Source organism: Ekhidna sp. (assembly GCF_965221965.1).
Lineage (GTDB): Bacteria > Bacteroidota > Bacteroidia > Cytophagales > Cyclobacteriaceae > Ekhidna.
Map to the genome: position 1 here is coordinate 3,644,382 of NZ_OZ244926.1, position 18,800 is coordinate 3,663,181.

Sequence of the window (18,800 nt, forward strand, 5' to 3'; positions counted from 1 at the left end):
AATTTGTTTTCCTTGGAAAAGGAACAACTTCGCAGATTGAAATTAGTAATAACCGAGAATTTAGTTGAACAATGTTCTCAGAAGCTGATAAAACACAAATAGAAAGCAAAGGAATGGAGCTGGCTCAAGCGAAAGCTCAACTTGCCCGATTTGAAATAGGGTTTCCTTTTGCCAAAATTTCCAAGCCAGCCACCACAGCAGATGGAATCAAAGTCCTCTCATCTCAGCAAATAGATGACTACAGAAAAAAATATGAACAAGCAGCAATTGATGTTTTAAAGTTTGTACCTGCATCTGGCGCTGCTACCAGAATGTTCAAACCCCTATTTGCCTTTTTGGATGATTTTGATGGAACAGAGAGTTCCTTTGAAACGATCTCGAGAGAAGAAAAGAAAATCGGTAGGTTTTTTCAGCATATTGATGAGTTTGCTTTTTATGATGAACTCAATCAACTATTAATATCCAAAAAAGGGAAATCCATTGATGAAGCAAGGAAAAAATATCAGCATCACGAAGTGATAAGCATGTTACTTGGGGAAAAGGGATTGAACTATGGTAACAGGCCAAAAGGATTGTTGCATTTTCATAAATACGAAAATGAGACACGTACTCCCGCTCATGAACATTTGCATGAAGCAATTGCCTATGCCCGTAAATCCGGCAAAGTAAATATTCACTTCACTGTTTCAGCAGAGCACGTTAAGCGTTTTGATGAGCATTTGCAGCTGACTGTTAATCAATTTTCGGATAGAACTGATTTTGCGATTGCCTACAGTACGCAAAAACCGGAAACCGATACTTTGGCGTCAACCCTTTCTTTTGATCCGTTTCGTGATGCTGATGGAAAATTGCTCTTCAGACCTGCAGGTCATGGAGCTTTACTCCAAAACCTGGATGAACTTGAGTCTGATATTATTTTTATAAAGAATATTGATAATGTGGTGCCGGATCGGCTTAAGCCCGAAACGATTCGTCATAAACAGGCACTGGCCGGCGTATTGTTGTCATTTCAAGAGCAAACCTTCGACCTGCTTAATAGACTTGATGCAGGTGAAAACATTTTGGCGGAGGGGAGAAAGCTGCTTGAGGAAATGGGAATTCGTGGATTTGGTGATGATCAAATACCAGATCTTCTGAATAGACCTATCCGGGTTTGTGGGATGGTTAAAAATGAGGGAGAGCCGGGAGGAGGCCCATTTTGGGTTAAAGGGGAACGATCCGAATCATTGCAGATTGTGGAGTCGGCACAGGTGGATAAATCAAACCCGGAACAACACCGTGCCTTTAAAAGAGGAACACACTTCAATCCAGTGGATCTGGTATGCGGAGTGAAAAATTATAAAGGAGAAAAGTTTGAATTACTGAGATACAGGGATGAGGAAGCGGGCTTCATTTCTGAGAAATCGTTTCAGGGAAAAAAACTGTTTGCAATGGAACTCCCGGGATTATGGAATGGTGCGATGGCTCACTGGAACACCATTTTCGTAGAAGTACCCCTCATTACTTTTAATCCGGTGAAAACAATAACGGATCTACTTAAACCCACCCATCAATGAAGCGATTCCTTTAGCTTGGAGTCAATTTCTTCGTAATCAAATGGTTTTTTGAACATGTGCTGAATTTTTTCTGTAGAAAGCGCCATATCGATTTGTTCCATTCGCTCAAAGCCAGTTAACAAAAAGCAAGGGATATTGATGATGGCAGGCTTCACTTGGTTTATCAACTGAAGTCCGTCCATGCCGGGCATTTTCAGGTCGGTGATAATTGCATCAAGAGAACCTTTGTTTAGTTTAATTTTTTCTAACGCCTCCTCTCCGGACTCTGCGGTAAGCACATTATACTCACCCTCAAACCTTTTTTCCAGCACAAAAAGGTTGATCAACTCATCATCTACGAATAAAATAGTTCGCCTCACGACACAGTGAATGAAAGTACAAATGTAGAGCCTTTTCCCAGCTTGGAGGAAACATTAATGGAGCCGTTATGATCTTCAATGATTTTGTAGGTGATGGCGAGTCCCAGCCCTGTCCCTTTGCCCACAGGCTTGGTGGTGAAAAATGGGTCACTTATTTTATTCAGATTTTCTTTGCTGATGCCTACTCCATCATCCTTAATTTCTACTTCTATGGTATTGTTTTTCTTTCTTGTTTTCACAGAAATAGTCCCTTCTTTTCCAATCGCCTGTTCAGCATTTGAAATAATATTCAAAAAGGCCTGGTGCAACTTTCCTTCATTTCCGCTTATGATTAGCTCCTGATCTGTAAGGTCCTTTTCAACCTTCCCTTTGTATTTGAGCTTTGGCTGAAGCATAATCAGACTGTTATTCACTATTGCATTGATGTTGCATCGCTCGTTCATGGATTCGGTATTTCTGCTGAAATGATTTAGGCTGTTCACGATGACAGAAGCCCGGGTCAAACCTTCTTTGATGACATGCAAGCTGGGGGCAGCCTCAAACCTAAGCTCCTTTTCTTTTTTTAGCTCCTCTTCCAAAATCTCAATACCACCTTTAATAAAATTTAGTGGATTGTTTATTTCATGGGCTACTCCTGCTGATAGCATACCTAATGAAGCCATTTTTTCTGATTGGATCAATTTATGAGTGGTATCCTGGAGTTGTTTCATTGACTCTCCAATTTTTTGGTTTTTGATTACCAGCGCATTTCGGAAAAGAAACGTATAAATGGTGACAATGCTAAAAACAAAAACAGCACACAATAATCCATGTGCATTTAGCATGGATTCGGGTAGCAGGTTTTGCGAATAACCCCAATCAGTCAATGGCCACATGGCTATTAAACAAATAGCCGAGACAACCATAAACACAAATCTGTCTGACAGGGGGCGATAGAAAAATGCCAGTAAAGGCGGAATTACAAATTCAACAATGCCCGAAGAGGCGATACCCCCTGTATAATACACTTGATTAAAAAAAGCTGCAACGGCTGTTAAAATTGATAATCTAAAAAGTGTAACCAGACTGACTGAAAAGAACGAGAGGACTCCAAAAATCACAAATAACAAGAATGCCCCGAAAGTGGGCAAATAAAGTTCCGGGATTTCTGCCAGGTAATAAAACCCACCGAATACCAGGGTGGAAACGTAAGCAGATATCATGAGAAAGAGATAGAACCCTTGCTCGCGTCTCAGGTAGAATAAGTTTTTCAAAGTGGCGATGTGATTAGAAAAACGAATTTAGAAATGAAAAAGCAGAAGTAAACGAAATGTCCTCAAAACCACACTCGTTCGCGCATGACTAAGCAGCCTTTGCTCCCTTCACAACAGCTTCCAACATAGAATAAACTTCATTGATCTCCTCTGTAGGCTCAGATTGGTCTGATTTTAATTGAAACAGTGTCACTTCCTCTTTGGTGATAAGCTGGATTCGAATGGATACCAGGTACTCCTCTACAGAATTTCTGGCGGCAGTGGTATACTCATCCACAAACTGTGAATGAAGCGTAATAGAGGAAATCATCGTTAGCGGCTGATCTTCCTGATAATATGTTCCCACAATTGCTGTGAAGGTCTTGTTATTGAGATCAAGGGTAAGGCTGGACTTTTTAGCAAAGTAGATTTTTCGGATAACAATGGCGCTAACCACACCACCAATAAGCATAACACCATAGATAGCTCCAGCAGCAAAAACCGGAATGGATAAAAAAAGAGTTACAAAAAGAAGCACTATTGCACCCATGTAACTATTGCGTCGCTTGATCGTGATCTTGCCATCTTTCGATTTAAGAGAATAGCCGTTTTCGCCAAGAAGGTCAATGGCCTTCCGGCTGAGATTAGATGATTTCATGTGATTAATCGTTTAAAAGCCCGAAAAGCTTTAAGTCAATCTTAATCTAATATTAAGCGAAAAAAATGTGCTAACCTCATTTTTTTCGATCAATAAGTAGTTGTTGCGGGTGGTGATCAGCTCTTCGATGGTTTGCCTGACTATGGACGAAAGCAGGATTCGAGAAAGTCCACCACTTCTTTCATTTCTTTAGAGGGTTTGGCATGATCTGAAATTAACTTGAACAAGGGTAGTTGTTGCTCATCCAATTCCAGTCCAATTGTAACTTGATGTTCTTCGCTGGTGCTTTTAAAAGCACTGGAATACTCATCTACAAATTTTGAATGGACAAAAACCCCCTTTACTCGATTGAATGAATACCATCCCGAATGATTATTCAACTCAAACGATTTGTTTGCAGTGTCGATAATCAGTTTTGATTCTCCGGGAATTCGCTCTACCAGCGGTTTGAAAATGAGAAAAGCAATAATTAGTGCGATTAGCCCAGCCCACCAGACGATGGCGGTCAGGAGAACGATACCTATGGCTGATAAAATAATGACGATCATCAGGCCGATACGATCTATGCCCGAATTTTTAAATACAATTCGGCTTCCATCCTGCTTAAGGAAGTACCCGTTGTACTCCAGCATATCGATCGCTTTTTTGCTGAGCATCTTTTATTATTTGACTGAGCAGGTTCAAAACTACTCACTCACCAACTCTAAATCAATCGTCCTTCGATCAATGTCTGTTTTGGCAACCAATACCTTCAGCTTGTCTCCCAGGGTAATGATACGCTTGTTGTGTCTTCCGATTACGCGCATTTGCTTTTCATCAAACTCGTAATAGTCATCATCCAGATCGCTCATGCGTATCATGCCTTCACACTTCGTTTCGATGATTTCCACGAAAATGCCCCACTCGGTTACTCCGGAAACGATTCCTTCGAACGCCTGACCAAGCATCGTTTCCATGAATTCCACCTGTTTGTATTTGATTGACGCACGCTCCGCATCGGCAGCTCGTTTTTCCCGCTCTGATGAATGTAAACATAGCGGCTCATACTCTTCATTGCCTACATTTTTGCCACCTTGCAGGTAATGCTCGAGGAGGCGATGCACCATTACATCGGGGTATCGACGGATCGGTGAAGTAAAGTGTGTGTAGTGATCGAAAGCCAGCCCGAAATGTCCTCTTGGATCCGTGGTGTATTTTGCTTTAGCCATAGACCGGATCGCCAGGGATTCCAGAACATTCTGCTCAGGTTTACCTTCAATATCATCCATAAGCTTATTCAGACCTCCGGAGAGATTCTTTCCCAGGTCCATTTTATGCCCAAACTTTGCGGCGAACGAAGCAAAAGTGCTCAGCTTTTCAGGGTCCGGATCGTCATGCACCCGATAGACAAACGTCTTGCTTCCTTCTTCTTTGCCTTTCTCCTTCCATTTGTAGATGTGAGTGGCTACTTCTTTGTTGGCCAGTAGCATAAACTCCTCGATCATCTTGTGCGCATCCTTTCGCTCCTTTGGGATCACCTCCAATGGCTTACCTTTTTCATCCAGCTTGAATTTTACTTCTACGGTCTCGAAGTTGACCGCTCCGTTTTGAAACTTCTTTTTTCTCAGATGCTTGGCGATATTGTTCAGTGTGACGATCTCCTTGGTAAAATCACTGTCCAGCCCTTCGATTCGCTCCTGAGCCTCTTCATAGGTAAATCGGCGATCGGATTTGATGATGGTACGACCAAACCATTTTTTTGAAACCACACCTTTGGAGTCCATTTCAAAAACAGCCGAGAATGTGAGCTTTTCCTCGTTTGGTCGCAACGAACAAAGTCCATTCGATAATCTTTCCGGAAGCATTGGGATGGTTCGGTCTACGAGGTAAACAGAGGTGGCCCGATCAATGGCTTCTTTGTCCAGTTCGGTTCCTTCCTGTACATAGTGAGAAACGTCGGCGATATGAATGCCTATTTCATATTTACCTTTTTCCAGTTCTTTAATGGAAAGTGCATCATCGAAATCTTTCGCATCGTAGGGATCTATGGTAAAAGTGGTGGTATCGCGAAAATCTCTTCGTTTTTTAATTTCCTCATCCGTGATAAGATCCGTGATTTCATCTGCCGCTTTTTCAATCTTTTTTGGAAACCGGAATGGAAGTCCGAACTCTGCCATGATTGAATGAATCTCAGCTTCATTCTCACCAGCCGGGCCAAGCACCTCGGTTACCGTTCCAAGCGGACTCCTGTTTTTCTTATCATGCCACTTGTCGATCTTCACCATCACTTTGTCATTCGGCTTGGCTTTCCCGATTTTCTCCGGATAGACCATTATATCAAAGTGGATATTGCGGCTGTCCGGAACGACGAAGGAGAATTTCGGTGATACTTCAATTCGTCCCACAAACTCTTCACGATTACGTTTGAGAATATTCACAACTTTTCCTTCCGGCCTGTAGCCTTTCCCGGATGGTTTGGTAACCAGCACACTCACCAGGTCCCCATGGATGGCGAAGTTCAGGTCGTCGGTTTTTACCCAAATATCTTCTTCTGGCTCGGGTGTGACGACATACGCAAAGTTTGGGTTGACATGATCAACAGTCCCCTGGATGTATTCGCTCTCGGCGTTGCTGACGAAGCGTCCGTCGCTGAGTCGTCTGATTTTTTCTTTGCTTTCCAGGCTGAAAAGCTGACTTTTCAGGTAGTCTTTTGATTTCTTGTCCCGGAGTTTCAGTTGGCGGATGAGCTCACGATACCCATAGGACTTTCCATCATTCAAAGAGAAAATCTCATGGAGTTTGCTTTTTATCTGTTTTACGTGGTTGGGTTGTTGTTGCTTGGATCGTGATCCAATTTTCTTATTTCTTTTCTTTCTACTCATGTGTTTGTTGACCGTGCGGTCATTTTACGATGTTTATCTGACCTGGATCGATCAGAGGCAAATTATTGAGGCGGAGGTAGAGTTGTGCCGTTGCGATTACATCTTTCTGGCAATATTCCTCAATTTTCTTTAACCCATCTTTTTCTTCATAATATGTTTTTGTCACCATTGAGCCGTCCATTTCTGTTTTGCTGGATGGGATCTCAAAGATGTTGGTAAGTAAATCTAAGGAAGTAAAGCTTTTCCAGTCGCCAAACTTCCACAATTCCATCGTGTCGATGTGATTGACTTCCCAGGGTTTTTTTCCGGTCATGTTTAGCGACCAGGGAATTTTAATGTCATTGATCAGCATACGTCTGCACAGGTAAGGAAAATCAAATTCTTTTCCGTTGTGCGCGCAGAGCCTTAGGTTGTCCTGATCAAATTTTGATTCAATTAAGTTTTTAAAATCTTCTAATAATTTTTTTTCATTGTCCGAAGCGAGGGTCTTCACTCTTAATGCCGGCTTTCCTTTTAATTCATGGTAAAAGCCGATTCCGATAACGATGATCTTGCCGAACTCAGCATAGATGGCTGCCCGATCTTCATAGAGCTCTTCCGGCGTTTTTTCATCTGGATTACGAATAAATCCGGCTTTTCGTTCCCAATGCTTTTTCAGAGCTGGAGAAAGTTGTTCTATGTTCTCGTTTCCCGAGACTGTTTCAATGTCTACAATTAAGAAGTCTTGAAAGTGGTTATGCAAACTTCAGTCTGTTTGATCAGGTATTTAATCATGCAAGATACCTTTCATTTCCAACTCTTCAATGAAGATGAGGTTTTCTTCCAGGATAGAGTCGGGAACGAAAATAAATTTTTTGTCATATACCTGCCCGTCAATGAAATAGCTCACCCAATATTCATTGTTCAGATGAAAAACAGATTCATCAATCGGTTCAATTAGTGCGTATTCCCCCGGTTCGATGAACGGAATCAGGTGACGAAGTGTGGAGGTTTGTTGCTTCTCGGTTTTGGTTTCTCCATATCCGCGTGAAGTAACCATGACGTTTTCCAGCTTGTCTCTCGTTCGGTTAATCAAAAAAACTTTCCAACCTTCACCATCTTTTCCCACCACCACATGCACATCTTTAACCGGAGAAAAATTGATGTCCTTCCTCATGCTGCAAATTTGCGATCATTTCGGCACAAAAAATGCTAACCCCTTTCCTTATTCTTTTTGCTTGGTTTAGTTTGCCGCATTATTTGAAAATGAACCCTACTTCACAAAATACACGCCTGTTCCCATTTGTCTGGCCCTGGAGGGGGACTAACAATGAAAAAGTTCGATTTTCTCGACTCTTAAAGCAGAAATCATTTTCAATCACTTACTTAATCATTATTTGGTCCATCATCGGTCTGTTAGGTTTTGCCTCCACCAGAGACTGTGATGAGACCTGGCAGCTGGCCCTACAATGTGATTTTGCTTTTTGGGTAAAAAATCTCCGCGAAGATCCATTCATTTTTATTCGCAATCTTTTTACCACATTATTCCTCCACAATGGGTTTGATCATATTCTCTTTGTGTCGGTTTTGGGTATTTTGGTAATTGTGCAGTCCCACGAGGCTGTCTTCGGCTGGAAGATCACAGCACTATTGTTTCTCTCAGCCTACGTGACGGTTGCTCCTTTCTTTGGAGTATTTTATACCATAGGATTGGATTATTTTCCTGATAGTCGATTCATGCAATTTGCATTTGAAAGAAATTGGATGGGAGGCTCAATCGGCATGTTTCAAGTGTATGGGGCACTTGCAACAAAGAGCAGAAAGCCATGGGTATTACTTACAATACCGGTGGTTTTTGAGGCCATTAATCTGTCTCTTCTTGGAATAGACCTTCACATTTCATTGATGCACCTGATGGCCACTTTTTTGGGGTATGGTTTTTCACTTTGGTTGGTAAAAAAGTAGTTATTCTTCCAGATCCATTTCGAAAACAGAGGCCAGATGCTGCGTGAGCTTTTCCTCTACTTCGGTGATGTCCATTTCACGACCAAGCTCCTTTTGTAAAGAGGTGACTGCTTTGTCCTGAATGCCGCATGGGACAATGTAATTGAAGTACTCCAGATTGGTGTTTACATTAAAAGCAAAACCATGCATCGTGACCCAGCGACTGCTTTTAACACCCAGGGCACAGATTTTTCTGGCTTTCTTTTCGTCATTACCATCCAGCCAAACACCCGTTAGGCCATCCACCCTGCCGGACTCTATGCCATAATCTTGTAACGTTAAAATGACGGCCTCCTCAAGAAGTCGTAGATATTTATGAATGTCCGTGAAAAAATGGTCGAGATCTAAAATTGGATAACCAACAATTTGCCCCGGACCATGATAGGTGATATCGCCACCGCGATTGATTTTGTAAAAGGTGGCTTCTTTTTCTTTTAGAAATGCCGCATTGGCAAGGAGGTGATTTTCATCTCCGCTTTTACCAAGGGTATATACATGTGGATGTTCGCAGAAGATCAGGTAGTTTTTAGTTTGTACCTGCTCTGATTCGGGAAGCTTTCGATTGGCAATTTTCTGATCTACTGTTTTCTTAAACAACCTCTCCTGGTAATCCCACGCTTCTTTGTAGTCTTTAAGACCTAGATGAATGAATTGGGTCTTCTTATTCACAAATTAGATTTCTATGTAGGTCTCCAACAACTCCAGTGTACCTTCCGGTTCAATCGTGTATTTTTTCATACTTGCAGGAACAAGCAGTACTTCCCCAAAGGTGATGGACTCACCTTCAATTTTTCCAAATCCTCCTACACCAATATAGATTTTGAAACAATCTAGCTCTGATCGGTTGATCTTTTTTGGCTGATCTAAAATCAGTTTGTTGGTGGAGAAATAGGGAGATGACACTATGCTGTTGGCCTCATTGTGAATGTTTTGATAATCGCTTTTAACTTCTTCCGGCTTTGAGAAATCAACGGCATCCAGAGCCAGTTCAGTGTGCAGTTCTCTTTTGTTTCCATCCTTGTCTACCCGATCAAAATCGTAGATACGATAGGTCAGGTCCGAGGTTTGTTGAATTTCTGCAAGAAGCAGCCCTTTCCCAATAGTATGCACTCTTCCTGCAGGCAAGTAAAATACATCTCCCGTCTCAACGTCAACACTATTAAGTATTTTTTCCAGTTTGCCGGCATTTAGGTGTTCGAGGTACTCGCTTTTGTTCGTGTTTTTTGAAAAGCCATTGATCAGTGTCGATCCAGGATCATTTTGAAGCACGTACCACATCTCTGTCTTCCCCTTCTCATTATGACGCTTTTTTGCCAGTTCATCATCGGGATGTACCTGAATAGAAAGGTCTTTAGCCGCATCAATGAACTTGATCAGCAGTGGAAAGTCATTTCCAAACCGCTCATAAACAGCTTTCCCCACAAGCTCTGCTTTTTTTTCAGCAACCATGTCTGACAACAACTTTCGAGCCAGTGGTCCATTAGTTATTACTGAAACATTGCCGGGGACTCCTGAAAGCTCCCAGGTTTCGCCACAGTTGTCCAGGTCACCAAAATCCTTTCCAAGAATGGTTTTTATTTTCTGACCACCCCAAAGTTTTTCTTTGAAAATAGGATTGAACTTTAATGGATATAATTGTGACATTGAATAAAATATGGCCTGCGGCCTCCGCACATGGATCGCAAAACTAAAGGTATTCAGGGTGAAGCAATAGCAAAAAGCTACTATGAAAAACAAGGCTGTGAAATTTTGGAGTCTAATTATCGCTACAAGAGAGCTGAAATAGACGTTATCGCACTACTGAATGAAGAGCTTTTGATTTTCATCGAGGTAAAAAATCGAAGTAGGAAGGATTTTGGTGAAGCAGAAACATTTGTTTCTGAAGCACAACAAGAAAGGATTAAAGAAGCTGCGGAAGACTACATTTTTGGGATCAACTGGAAGAAGGATGTTCGCTTTGATATTGTCTGTGTAGATTCCGCCGAAGAAATTGAGGTATTTGAAGATGCCTTCTAATTAGTTTTGCAGGAAATGGGCCAAAACATCAACCTTGCCATATTTGCTTCCGGGAGCGGCACGAATGCAGAGAATATCATCAAGTATTTCGAAAACCATGAGCGCATTCAGGTCAAGGAAGTACTATCAAATAAAAAAGATGCGTTTGTGCATCAACGAGCAGATAACCTGAACATCCCTTCTTCTACTTTTAATAAAGAGCAATTTCAGGATGCCTCCTTCATTAAACGGCTGGAGGATATCGACTATATCATTCTGGCGGGCTTTCTGTGGCTGATTCCTAAATTTTTGATTAAAGCATACCCGAATAAAATCATCAATATTCACCCGGGGCTCTTACCAAAATTTGGAGGAAAAGGAATGTATGGAGATCGTGTACATAATGCAGTGATCGAATCTGGTGAAAAAGAGTCTGGAATTACCATTCATCTAGTGAATGAAGAATACGATAAAGGGGAAATTCTTTTTCAAACTGGATGTGAACTGACCGAAGCAGATACCGCCGACTCGCTGGGTCAAAAAATTCATGAGCTGGAATATGAACATTTTCCTCGCGTAATTGAGGAGTATATCATGTCTCGTTCGAAATAAAACCACAGTGATGGTACCTTTGCACACCTTGAAATAAACCAACCCACTTCATGTCTAAAAAGAAAATTCAATCTGCACTTATTTCTGTATTTCACAAAGATGGCCTGGAGCCAATTGTTCGAAAACTCAATGAACAAGGCGTAACCATCTACAGCACCGGAGGAACAGAAAAATTCATCAAGGAGCTAGGCATTGATGTGGTGCCGGTGGAAAGCCTGACCGATTATCCATCCATTTTTGGTGGGCGGGTAAAAACGCTTCATCCGAAGGTTTTTGGTGGAATCTTACACCGTAGAGACAATGAGTCGGATCTGGCTGAGGCGAAGAAATTCGAAATCCCGCCAATTGATTTGGTGATCGTGGATTTATATCCATTTGAAGAAACGGTTGCAAGTGGAGCCGGTGAAGATGACATCATCGAAAAGATCGATATTGGAGGGATTGCACTGATCCGAGCCGGAGCGAAGAACTACAAGGATGTGGTGATGGTGAGTTCAATGGAGTATTATCAGGATTTGCAGGATATTCTGGACAATCAAAATGGAGAAACGACAGAGGAGGAGCGTAAACTATTTGCTGCTAAAGCATTCGCCACATCCAGCCACTACGATTCTGCGATTTTCAACTGGATGAATGCCAAAAAGGAGGTTCCAGCTTTCCGATTTTCATCTGCACCGGGAAGAACTTTACGATACGGAGAAAACCCACACCAAAAGGGCTATTTCTTTGGGGATTTTGAGGAGTACTTCGAGCAGATTCATGGAAAGGAAATTTCCTACAATAATCTGGTAGATATTGAGGCGGCCGTTCAATTGATGGCTGAGTTTCCGGATGAAATAGCATTTGGCATTTTAAAGCATAACAATGCCTGTGGGATTGCAACCGGCAAGACCGTGAAGGAAGCATATGAGCGAGCATTTGCCGCTGATACCGTTTCTGCTTTTGGAGGGATTCTGATCACCAACCAGGAAGTGGATAGAGCTGCGGCTGAGGAAATGAGCAGCTTGTTCTTTGAGATTCTGATTGCACCAACATTTGCTGTTGATGCGTTGGAGATTCTGGAGAAAAAGAAGAACAGAATACTTTTGATCCAGAAAAAGCCGTGGAGGCAAGAAGTACAGTACAAAAGTCTACTCAATGGTACCATCGTTCAGGATTATGATTTGAAGTCTGAAACCAAAGATGACCTGGAGGTAAAGACAAAAAAGGCACCAACGGCGGATGAAGTGGAGGATTTGATTTTCGCTTCCAAAGTGTGCAAGCAGTCCAAGTCGAATACGATTGTTTTAGCAAAAGACGGACAGCTATTGGCCAGTGGTGTCGGTCAGACCTCACGCGTGGATGCTCTGAACCAGGCGATTGAAAAAGCAGGTAAGTTTGGTTTTGACCTGAATGGCGCGGTGATGGCATCCGATGCATTCTTCCCGTTTCCGGACTGTGTGGAGATTGCACATAAAGCAGGCATCACGGCGGTGATCCAGCCAGGAGGCTCCATCAAAGATCAGGATTCGATTGACTACTGCGATGCAAATGGCTTAGCGATGGTGATGACGGGGACGAGGCATTTTAAGCACTGATTATTTAACCACAGAGACCACTATGAATTTCACTAAGCTCACGGAGAGTTCTAGAAAGTAGATAGCTCCGTGTCCTTAGTGCCTACTCCGCTTGCTTTGTGGTTAAATTTAGGAAGTCAACTTCATCAATAATTTCACCAACTCCCCTTTCTTCATTCCATCAAAATATTTTTTTCGCTCTGATTCACTCATTTCTTGTAGTTTTTTTGCAAAATCATTGCCTAAAACTTCTGCAGCATGGTTTTCTGGCGCACCAAAAATCTCGATTTCTTCAATGGCAGTGTTTAGGACCTCTTTGCCTTTGAGTTTTGCTGTTTCTACTGGTTTGTATTTAGAATTGGAATCACGTAGTGCCCAGCTGCTATAGTCGATTTTCAGGTTTTCGATCTGCTTGGCACGTGGGTCGGTCTCTCCGAAAATGCGATGTAGAACCGTAATCGCACTGGTTTTCCAGGCTTCCAGGTCAAAAGTATCTTCTTCCAGTTTGCTGATTTGCTTCTTAAGGAGTTTGATGTATTGGGATTTCATTGTGTAGTAGCAAGTATTAAGTCACAAGCTTCAAGATAATGACATTTCCAGTCGGATCATATCCTTTGCTAGTTTTCCATTTTCATAAATGGGCTTTTCATAGTTTTTTAGAAAAAAGTCTGCAATTCGGTCATTAACCTTAAAACCGAGCTTTTGATAAAGGGTTATTTGGTCGAGGCTGATGTCTGCAGTGCCAATGGATAATTGCTTTATCCCCGCTTCTCTACTGTATTGAATGACATGTTGAAGCAACTGCGTTCCAATTCCTTTTCCCTGATATTTTTCTTCAACAGCAACATTCATGATTTCCGCCGCATTTTGTTCTCTCTTTAAAACGAGGATGCCGATGATATGCTTTTGATCTTTTGCCAGAAAAATTTCAGAAGAAGACAGATACTTATCAACCATTTCCTTAGACGGATCTGCCAAAAGCAATAAGGCGTAAGGGATTGGCTCGGTAGTTTGCCTGCTTATAATCGTGTTGATTTTCTGACATTAAATAAATTTTGTAGAAAAATTACAATAATTCTCCATTCTCAATCAAGAAATCCTCCCCCAATTAACGGCATTCTTGCTAAATGAATCAATATGAGATTTGATCATTCGGTGCTCTGGTTTTTCAAGGTTCGGGTCAGCTTTCAACATATCCTGAGCAGCAATTCGGGCAACTTTCAGAATCTCTCCGTCTTTCACCAGATCAGAAACAAGCAAATCCAGCACTCCACTTTGACGTGTACCCATCAGATCTCCGGGTCCACGAAGAGCGAGATCAACTTCGGCAATTTTGAACCCGTCTGTTGTATCCACCATCGTTTTTAATCGGGTGCGTCCTTCGGTGCTCAGTTTAAGTCCGGTCATCAAGACACAATAACTCTGATCACCTCCACGACCGACTCGTCCTCTCAGCTGATGCAGCTGAGAAAGACCGAAACGCTCGGCATTTTCTATGACCATGATGGTCGCATTTGGAACGTTTACCCCCACCTCAATGACAGTGGTGGCGACCATGATCTTGGTTTCCCCTTTCACGAATCGTTGCATCTCCCATTCCTTATCATCGGCTTTCATGCGTCCATGCACAATGGAAATTTGATAGTCCGGAAATCGACGAGTGATGCTTTCATAGCCATCCATCAGGTCTTTGTAATCCAGGGTGGCCGATTCTTCTATGAGCGGAAAGACAATGTAGGCCTGTCTTCCTTTTTCAATTTCCTTTTGTACAAACCCAAACATCTCCAACCGTTTGTTGTCTCGGTAGTGCATGGTTTTGATGGGCTTCCGTCCTGCGGGTAATTCGTCAATCACGGAGATGTCCAGATCACCATAGAGTGTCATCGCCAATGTACGTGGGATGGGTGTGGCTGTCATCACCAACACATGTGGATAGGTGTCTTTGGTTTTGGTCCAGAGCTTGGCACGTTGCGCCACTCCAAACCTGTGTTGCTCATCAATCACAGCAAGACCCAAATTCTTGAATTTCACTTTGTCTTCCAGAAGTGCATGTGTGCCAACAAGGATTGTGATCACCCCAGACATCAACCCTTCATGAATCAGCTTTCGTTCGGAAGTAGGTGTTGAGCCTGTTAGTCGAGCCATATGAATGCCCAAAGGTTTGGTCCATTCCTGTAACCCTTTGAAATGCTGCTCGGCGAGAATTTCTGTAGGCGCCATGAACGCACATTGAAAGCCAGACCCAATGGCGATCAACATGGAAAGAAAGGCCACCATGGTTTTGCCACTTCCCACATCTCCTTGTACCAGCCTGTTCATCTGCTGACCGGAACGGAAGTCTGCATAGATTTCTTTCACGACTCGTTTTTGAGCATCAGTCAGTTCAAACGGCATGTGGTTTTCATAGAATTGATTGAGGAGGTCGCTCTTGTTGATGATAGAGCCTCGGTATTTTTCAGTTCGGGCGATTTTCAGTTTGATCAATCGAAGCTGAACAAAGAACAGTTCCTCAAATTTCATCCGGTTTTGGGCTATAGCAAATTGCTGTGCATTTCGGGGAAAATGCATTGCAACAACTGCCGTTTTTTTATCAATCAATTTGAATTGATCTAATAGGTGTTGTGGAAGTGTTTCGGGAATGTGATTCACAGCCTCTACCAAAAGCACCTTCATGACTCGCGTAAGGAACTTACTATCGAGCCCCTTCTTTTTCATCTTCTCAGTGGTGTGGTAGAAGGGCTGCAGGTAGCCGCCCTTTGTATTTTTTTCCGTTTGGATTTCTATCTCCGGGTGGGCAATGTTGAACTTACCATTGAACAAAGTGGCCTTCCCAAACGCCACATACTTCACTCCGATGGTCAGGCTTCTTTGGATCCATTTGATTCCTTTGAACCAGACCATTTCAATCGTGCCTGTTTCGTCGGCGAACACACCGACCAGACGAGCCCTTCGTCCCATCCCGATGGTTTTGAAAGATTTGAATTCGCCTATTATTTGGACGGACGGAAGGTCGGGTTGCAGCTCATTGATTTTATAGAATTTGCTTCGGTCTTCGTGGCGAAAGGGGTAATGCTGGAGGAGGTCGCCAAAAGTAAAAATCTGCAATTCTTTGTTGAGCGTTTCAGCTCTTTGAGGTCCTACGCCTTTCAGGTACTCAATCGATCGATCAAAGAATGGGTGCATGCAGCTAAGATACAAGCAAGCAAGAAAAAAGGGAGTAGATCTTCTACTCCCTTCAAAAACACCCTTGGGTTTATGTTTATATTTTTTTAATATAGATAATCTAAAGCAGTCTTGTCATCATTATTGAAGTCTCGATTGCTTCCATCTGTACAAGCTAGCATCCATGATCTTGCAGATGCACCAGTCGGAGTTCCGGGTATGTGGTTTGCACCTACGCCTCCGTCACCTTCATTGGTTGGGCTTCCTCCACAAGAGTAGCTTCTGTCAAAATAGTCAGTATGACGGAAACCAATGCAATGTCCCATTTCGTGAGCAATGATCGTAGCGATACCGTCAGTGCTAAGCCCATAAGAAGACTCTAGTACTCCACTCATTTTGATTTCACCATAAGGGTCTCCTTGAGAAGTTGGGAATCCTGCAGAACCAAGCACTCCTCTTCTTTCATCTCTTTTATTAAGTCGAGTCATTACGATATCAGCACCACTTGAGGAAGTTACTCGCTGGAATGAAATCAAAAGATTTTCAGCATTATATCGAGCGATGGCTTCATCAAGGCCGGCAATCATTGCAGGGCTGTAGCCATCGCCACCTCCTCCACCACCTTTGCCGTTTTTGCCTTTGCCTCCACCACCGGATCCTTCTTCAGGAGCGTAGATAGTGATTACTCGGCCGCCACCAGCGTTGACAAGGTTGTCAGTGCTATACTGTTCAACAGTCGGGATAAGTTTTCCTTGCCCCATTTCAGCGATCGTTTTATCAGTGAGATAAATATCTCCTTCAACCAGATATCCATCATCAATTTTTGTTGGGACAAAGTTTTCTACATCGAATCCAAGCGCAGCAATTTGTGCTGTCACCTCATCCGATACGGAAAGGTCATCAACAACGGCTTGATCTTCCGAACAAGAAAACAGGGTGATGCTAGCCACAAGTGCCAGCGATAATACATTATTAATTCTCTTCATAATATTAGGATTTTGATTAATCGGGTGTTTTAATCAATTCGCAATGTATAAAAAATATTAGACAGTTTCAATTCGCTGAATTTCTGTCAGAATGCCATATAATATTCTGAAAAGTGAAAGCAATAAAAAAGGGGCCATAAGCCCCTTTCTACACCCTTTATGTCATTTATTTTTTTAATATAGATAATCAAGTGCGGTTTTATCGTCATTGTTAAATGGACGGTTGCTGCCATCAGTACACGCAAGCATCCAGGACTTAGCACTTAGACTAGCTCCGGTAGGTGTGCCTGGGATGTGGTTTGCTCCTACGCTACCAGCACCTTCATTAGAAGTACCTCCTCCACAAGAAATGCTTCTGTCGAAGTAATCCGTATGACGGAATCCAATGCAGTGACCCATTTCATGTGCAATAATTGTAGCTATTCCGTTTGTGCTCAGACCATAGCTTGACTCCAGCACACCGCTCATTTTTATTTCTCCGTAAGGGTCGCCCTGTGATGTTGGGAATCCTGCAGAACCCAATACACCTCTGCTTTCATCTCTTTTGCTTAATCGGGTCATCACGATATCGGCACCAGTGGATGAAGTAACTCTTTGGAATGAAATAGAAAGATTCTCGGCATTGTAGCGCGCGATAGCTTCGTCAAGTCCTGCAATCATAGCAGGGCTGTAGCCATCGCCACCTCCTCCACCTTTCTTACCTTTTCCTCCTCCACCAGAAGAGGCACCTTCTTCAGGGGCATAAATTGTAATGACTCTTCCGCCACCTGCATTTACCAGATTGTTGGTGCTGTACTGCTCAACAACAGGAACAAGGTTTCCTCTTCCCATTTCAGCAATTGTGGCGTCTGTCAGGTAGATATCTCCTTCTACAAGATAACCATTATCAATTTTTGTTGGAACAAAATTGTTCACGTCAAATCCAAGTGCTGCGATCTGCGCTATAACCTCATCGGAAACTGACAAATCATCTACAATTGGTTGTTCTTCCGAACAAGAAAACAGGGTGATACTCGCAATCAAAGCGAGCGAAAAAATGTTATTAATTCTCCTCATAATATTTAGGTTTTGTAAAGGGTGTTTTTTAGCAACGTCGCAATATAATATAAAAACCCTTTTCCCAAATAATATCGATCAATATTCAATAATATGTATTGAAATAATTTGATTTTTTCACTTAAACAGAAAATTTAATTGTCAATAGCGCGTGCTATGAAATAAAAATTTGCATTTATTAAGTCCGGTGTGTCCAAATAAAATTTGTTTTTATTTAGTCCACTCTAAACTTGTGATCATGTGGATCATGTCTTGCTTGAGATAGTCAATAACTGGTGCTAACGAATCGTTTTTTGTGGCTGTGCGGAAATACAGTGCCCCCCTTAAAAAGTGATTGATGCTGTCTTTATCTGTTATATGAAATTGAGCTGGTGTAGGTACTTCGCCTTCCAGCTCGGTAAAAGAAGCATAGAGTCCGTTTGGTAGCTCAAGGATACTTTCTTCAATGGCGTAGGCCTTAACGTTATGCTGAGAGGTCAACTTGTATGAGTCACTTAAATATTCCCGAATGATTGAATCGGTCACAGGCTTATAAGTGACTTGAATTGTCGCGCCCATTTCAGGATAATGTAGGTTGATCCAATATCTTTCTGTAATCCAGCTGGAATCCCGAAGAAGGGTGGCATGTTTTGAATATTCAAAAAAGTAAGGAAGAGAGTCCGGTGTTGGCTGGTAGGAAGCCTCCGGCAAGTCAATTCGGTTATAGCCTTTCGGTTTTGGCAAATAATCTGCTCCACAGGCAATGAAGAGCAATGAAAAAATTATGATGGAATACTTCATGGAG

General features: G+C 42.3%; 20 protein-coding genes. 5 read left to right on the forward strand and 15 right to left on the reverse strand.

Annotation, left to right across the window (positions count from 1 at the left end):
- The first annotated feature begins 71 nt into the window (after positions 1-71).
- Positions 72-1,556, forward strand: coding sequence for a DUF4301 family protein (locus tag ACOQON_RS16980; RefSeq protein WP_420576620.1), 1,485 nt, complete (start codon positions 72-74; stop codon positions 1,554-1,556).
- On the opposite strand, the gene ACOQON_RS16985 is transcribed toward ACOQON_RS16980, so the two are convergent.
- From ACOQON_RS16985 to ACOQON_RS17015, 7 genes are all read right to left on the reverse strand, one after another.
- Positions 1,550-1,915, reverse strand: coding sequence for a response regulator (locus ACOQON_RS16985; protein WP_420576621.1), 366 nt, complete (start codon positions 1,913-1,915; stop codon positions 1,550-1,552). The two genes, ACOQON_RS16980 and ACOQON_RS16985, sit on opposite strands and share 7 nt — an antisense overlap.
- Positions 1,912-3,168, reverse strand: a complete 1,257-nt coding sequence (locus ACOQON_RS16990; protein WP_420576622.1) for a sensor histidine kinase — start codon at positions 3,166-3,168, stop codon at positions 1,912-1,914. Before ACOQON_RS16990 ends, ACOQON_RS16985 begins: the two co-directional genes overlap by 4 nt.
- 88 nt (positions 3,169-3,256) lie before the next feature.
- On the reverse strand, positions 3,257-3,805 hold the full coding sequence (locus tag ACOQON_RS16995; RefSeq protein WP_420576623.1) for a hypothetical protein: 549 nt from the start codon (positions 3,803-3,805) through the stop codon (positions 3,257-3,259).
- 140 nt (positions 3,806-3,945) lie between these two features.
- Complete coding sequence (locus ACOQON_RS17000) at positions 3,946-4,461, reverse strand: hypothetical protein (protein ID WP_420576624.1); 516 nt, start codon at positions 4,459-4,461, stop codon at positions 3,946-3,948.
- A gap of 30 nt (positions 4,462-4,491) precedes the next feature.
- On the reverse strand, positions 4,492-6,666 hold the full coding sequence (gene rnr, locus ACOQON_RS17005; RefSeq protein ID WP_420576625.1) for a ribonuclease R: 2,175 nt from the start codon (positions 6,664-6,666) through the stop codon (positions 4,492-4,494).
- Positions 6,667-6,685: 19 nt separating this feature from the next.
- Positions 6,686-7,408 carry a 3'-5' exonuclease gene (locus ACOQON_RS17010; RefSeq protein WP_420576626.1) on the reverse strand — a complete coding sequence of 241 codons (723 nt, stop codon included), beginning with the start codon at positions 7,406-7,408 and terminating at the stop codon, positions 6,686-6,688.
- Between the two features lie 24 nt (positions 7,409-7,432).
- Positions 7,433-7,822, reverse strand: coding sequence for a hypothetical protein (locus ACOQON_RS17015; RefSeq protein ID WP_420576627.1), 390 nt, complete (start codon positions 7,820-7,822; stop codon positions 7,433-7,435).
- 89 nt (positions 7,823-7,911) lie between these two features.
- Here ACOQON_RS17015 and ACOQON_RS17020 point away from each other — a divergent pair, with 89 nt between their 5' ends.
- Positions 7,912-8,610 (forward strand): hypothetical protein, encoded by a 699-nt coding sequence (locus tag ACOQON_RS17020; RefSeq protein WP_420576628.1) that lies wholly within the window; start codon positions 7,912-7,914, stop codon positions 8,608-8,610.
- Here the strand turns inward: ACOQON_RS17020 and lipB are convergent, their stop codons facing one another.
- Together lipB and ACOQON_RS17030 are read right to left on the reverse strand one after the other, a co-directional pair.
- Entirely contained in the window at positions 8,611-9,318 is a 708-nt protein-coding gene (gene lipB, locus ACOQON_RS17025; protein ID WP_420576629.1) for a lipoyl(octanoyl) transferase LipB, read from the reverse strand.
- Between the two features lie 3 nt (positions 9,319-9,321).
- Complete coding sequence (locus ACOQON_RS17030; protein ID WP_420576630.1) at positions 9,322-10,293, reverse strand: type I phosphomannose isomerase catalytic subunit; 972 nt, start codon at positions 10,291-10,293, stop codon at positions 9,322-9,324.
- 30 nt (positions 10,294-10,323) lie between these two features.
- Here ACOQON_RS17030 and ACOQON_RS17035 point away from each other — a divergent pair, with 30 nt between their 5' ends.
- From ACOQON_RS17035 to purH, 3 genes are read left to right on the forward strand one after another with little or no spacing between them, the layout of a single operon-like run.
- The gene (locus ACOQON_RS17035; RefSeq protein WP_420576631.1) at positions 10,324-10,665 is read left to right on the forward strand and encodes a YraN family protein; all 342 of its coding nucleotides are present in this window, start codon (positions 10,324-10,326) and stop codon (positions 10,663-10,665) included.
- A gap of 15 nt (positions 10,666-10,680) precedes the next feature.
- Positions 10,681-11,256 carry a phosphoribosylglycinamide formyltransferase gene (locus ACOQON_RS17040; RefSeq protein WP_420576632.1) on the forward strand — a complete coding sequence of 192 codons (576 nt, stop codon included), beginning with the start codon at positions 10,681-10,683 and terminating at the stop codon, positions 11,254-11,256.
- Positions 11,257-11,306: 50 nt separating this feature from the next.
- On the forward strand, positions 11,307-12,833 hold the full coding sequence (gene purH, locus ACOQON_RS17045) for a bifunctional phosphoribosylaminoimidazolecarboxamide formyltransferase/IMP cyclohydrolase (RefSeq protein WP_420576633.1): 1,527 nt from the start codon (positions 11,307-11,309) through the stop codon (positions 12,831-12,833).
- A gap of 108 nt (positions 12,834-12,941) precedes the next feature.
- On the opposite strand, the gene ACOQON_RS17050 is transcribed toward purH, so the two are convergent.
- From ACOQON_RS17050 to gldD, 6 genes are all read right to left on the reverse strand, one after another.
- Complete coding sequence (locus tag ACOQON_RS17050; protein ID WP_420576634.1) at positions 12,942-13,361, reverse strand: hypothetical protein; 420 nt, start codon at positions 13,359-13,361, stop codon at positions 12,942-12,944.
- A 30-nt stretch (positions 13,362-13,391) separates the two neighbouring features.
- Complete coding sequence (locus ACOQON_RS17055) at positions 13,392-13,790, reverse strand: GNAT family N-acetyltransferase (protein ID WP_420576635.1); 399 nt, start codon at positions 13,788-13,790, stop codon at positions 13,392-13,394.
- Between the two features lie 111 nt (positions 13,791-13,901).
- Positions 13,902-15,995, reverse strand: coding sequence for an ATP-dependent DNA helicase RecG (gene recG / locus ACOQON_RS17060; protein WP_420576636.1), 2,094 nt, complete (start codon positions 15,993-15,995; stop codon positions 13,902-13,904).
- 86 nt (positions 15,996-16,081) lie between these two features.
- Positions 16,082-16,960, reverse strand: coding sequence for a M57 family metalloprotease (locus tag ACOQON_RS17065; protein WP_420576637.1), 879 nt, complete (start codon positions 16,958-16,960; stop codon positions 16,082-16,084).
- A 174-nt stretch (positions 16,961-17,134) separates the two neighbouring features.
- The gene (locus tag ACOQON_RS17070; RefSeq protein WP_420576638.1) at positions 17,135-18,016 is read right to left on the reverse strand and encodes a M57 family metalloprotease; all 882 of its coding nucleotides are present in this window, start codon (positions 18,014-18,016) and stop codon (positions 17,135-17,137) included.
- Positions 18,017-18,226: 210 nt separating this feature from the next.
- Positions 18,227-18,796, reverse strand: coding sequence for a gliding motility lipoprotein GldD (gene gldD, locus ACOQON_RS17075; protein WP_420576639.1), 570 nt, complete (start codon positions 18,794-18,796; stop codon positions 18,227-18,229).
- Between the last annotated feature and the right edge of the window lie 4 nt (positions 18,797-18,800).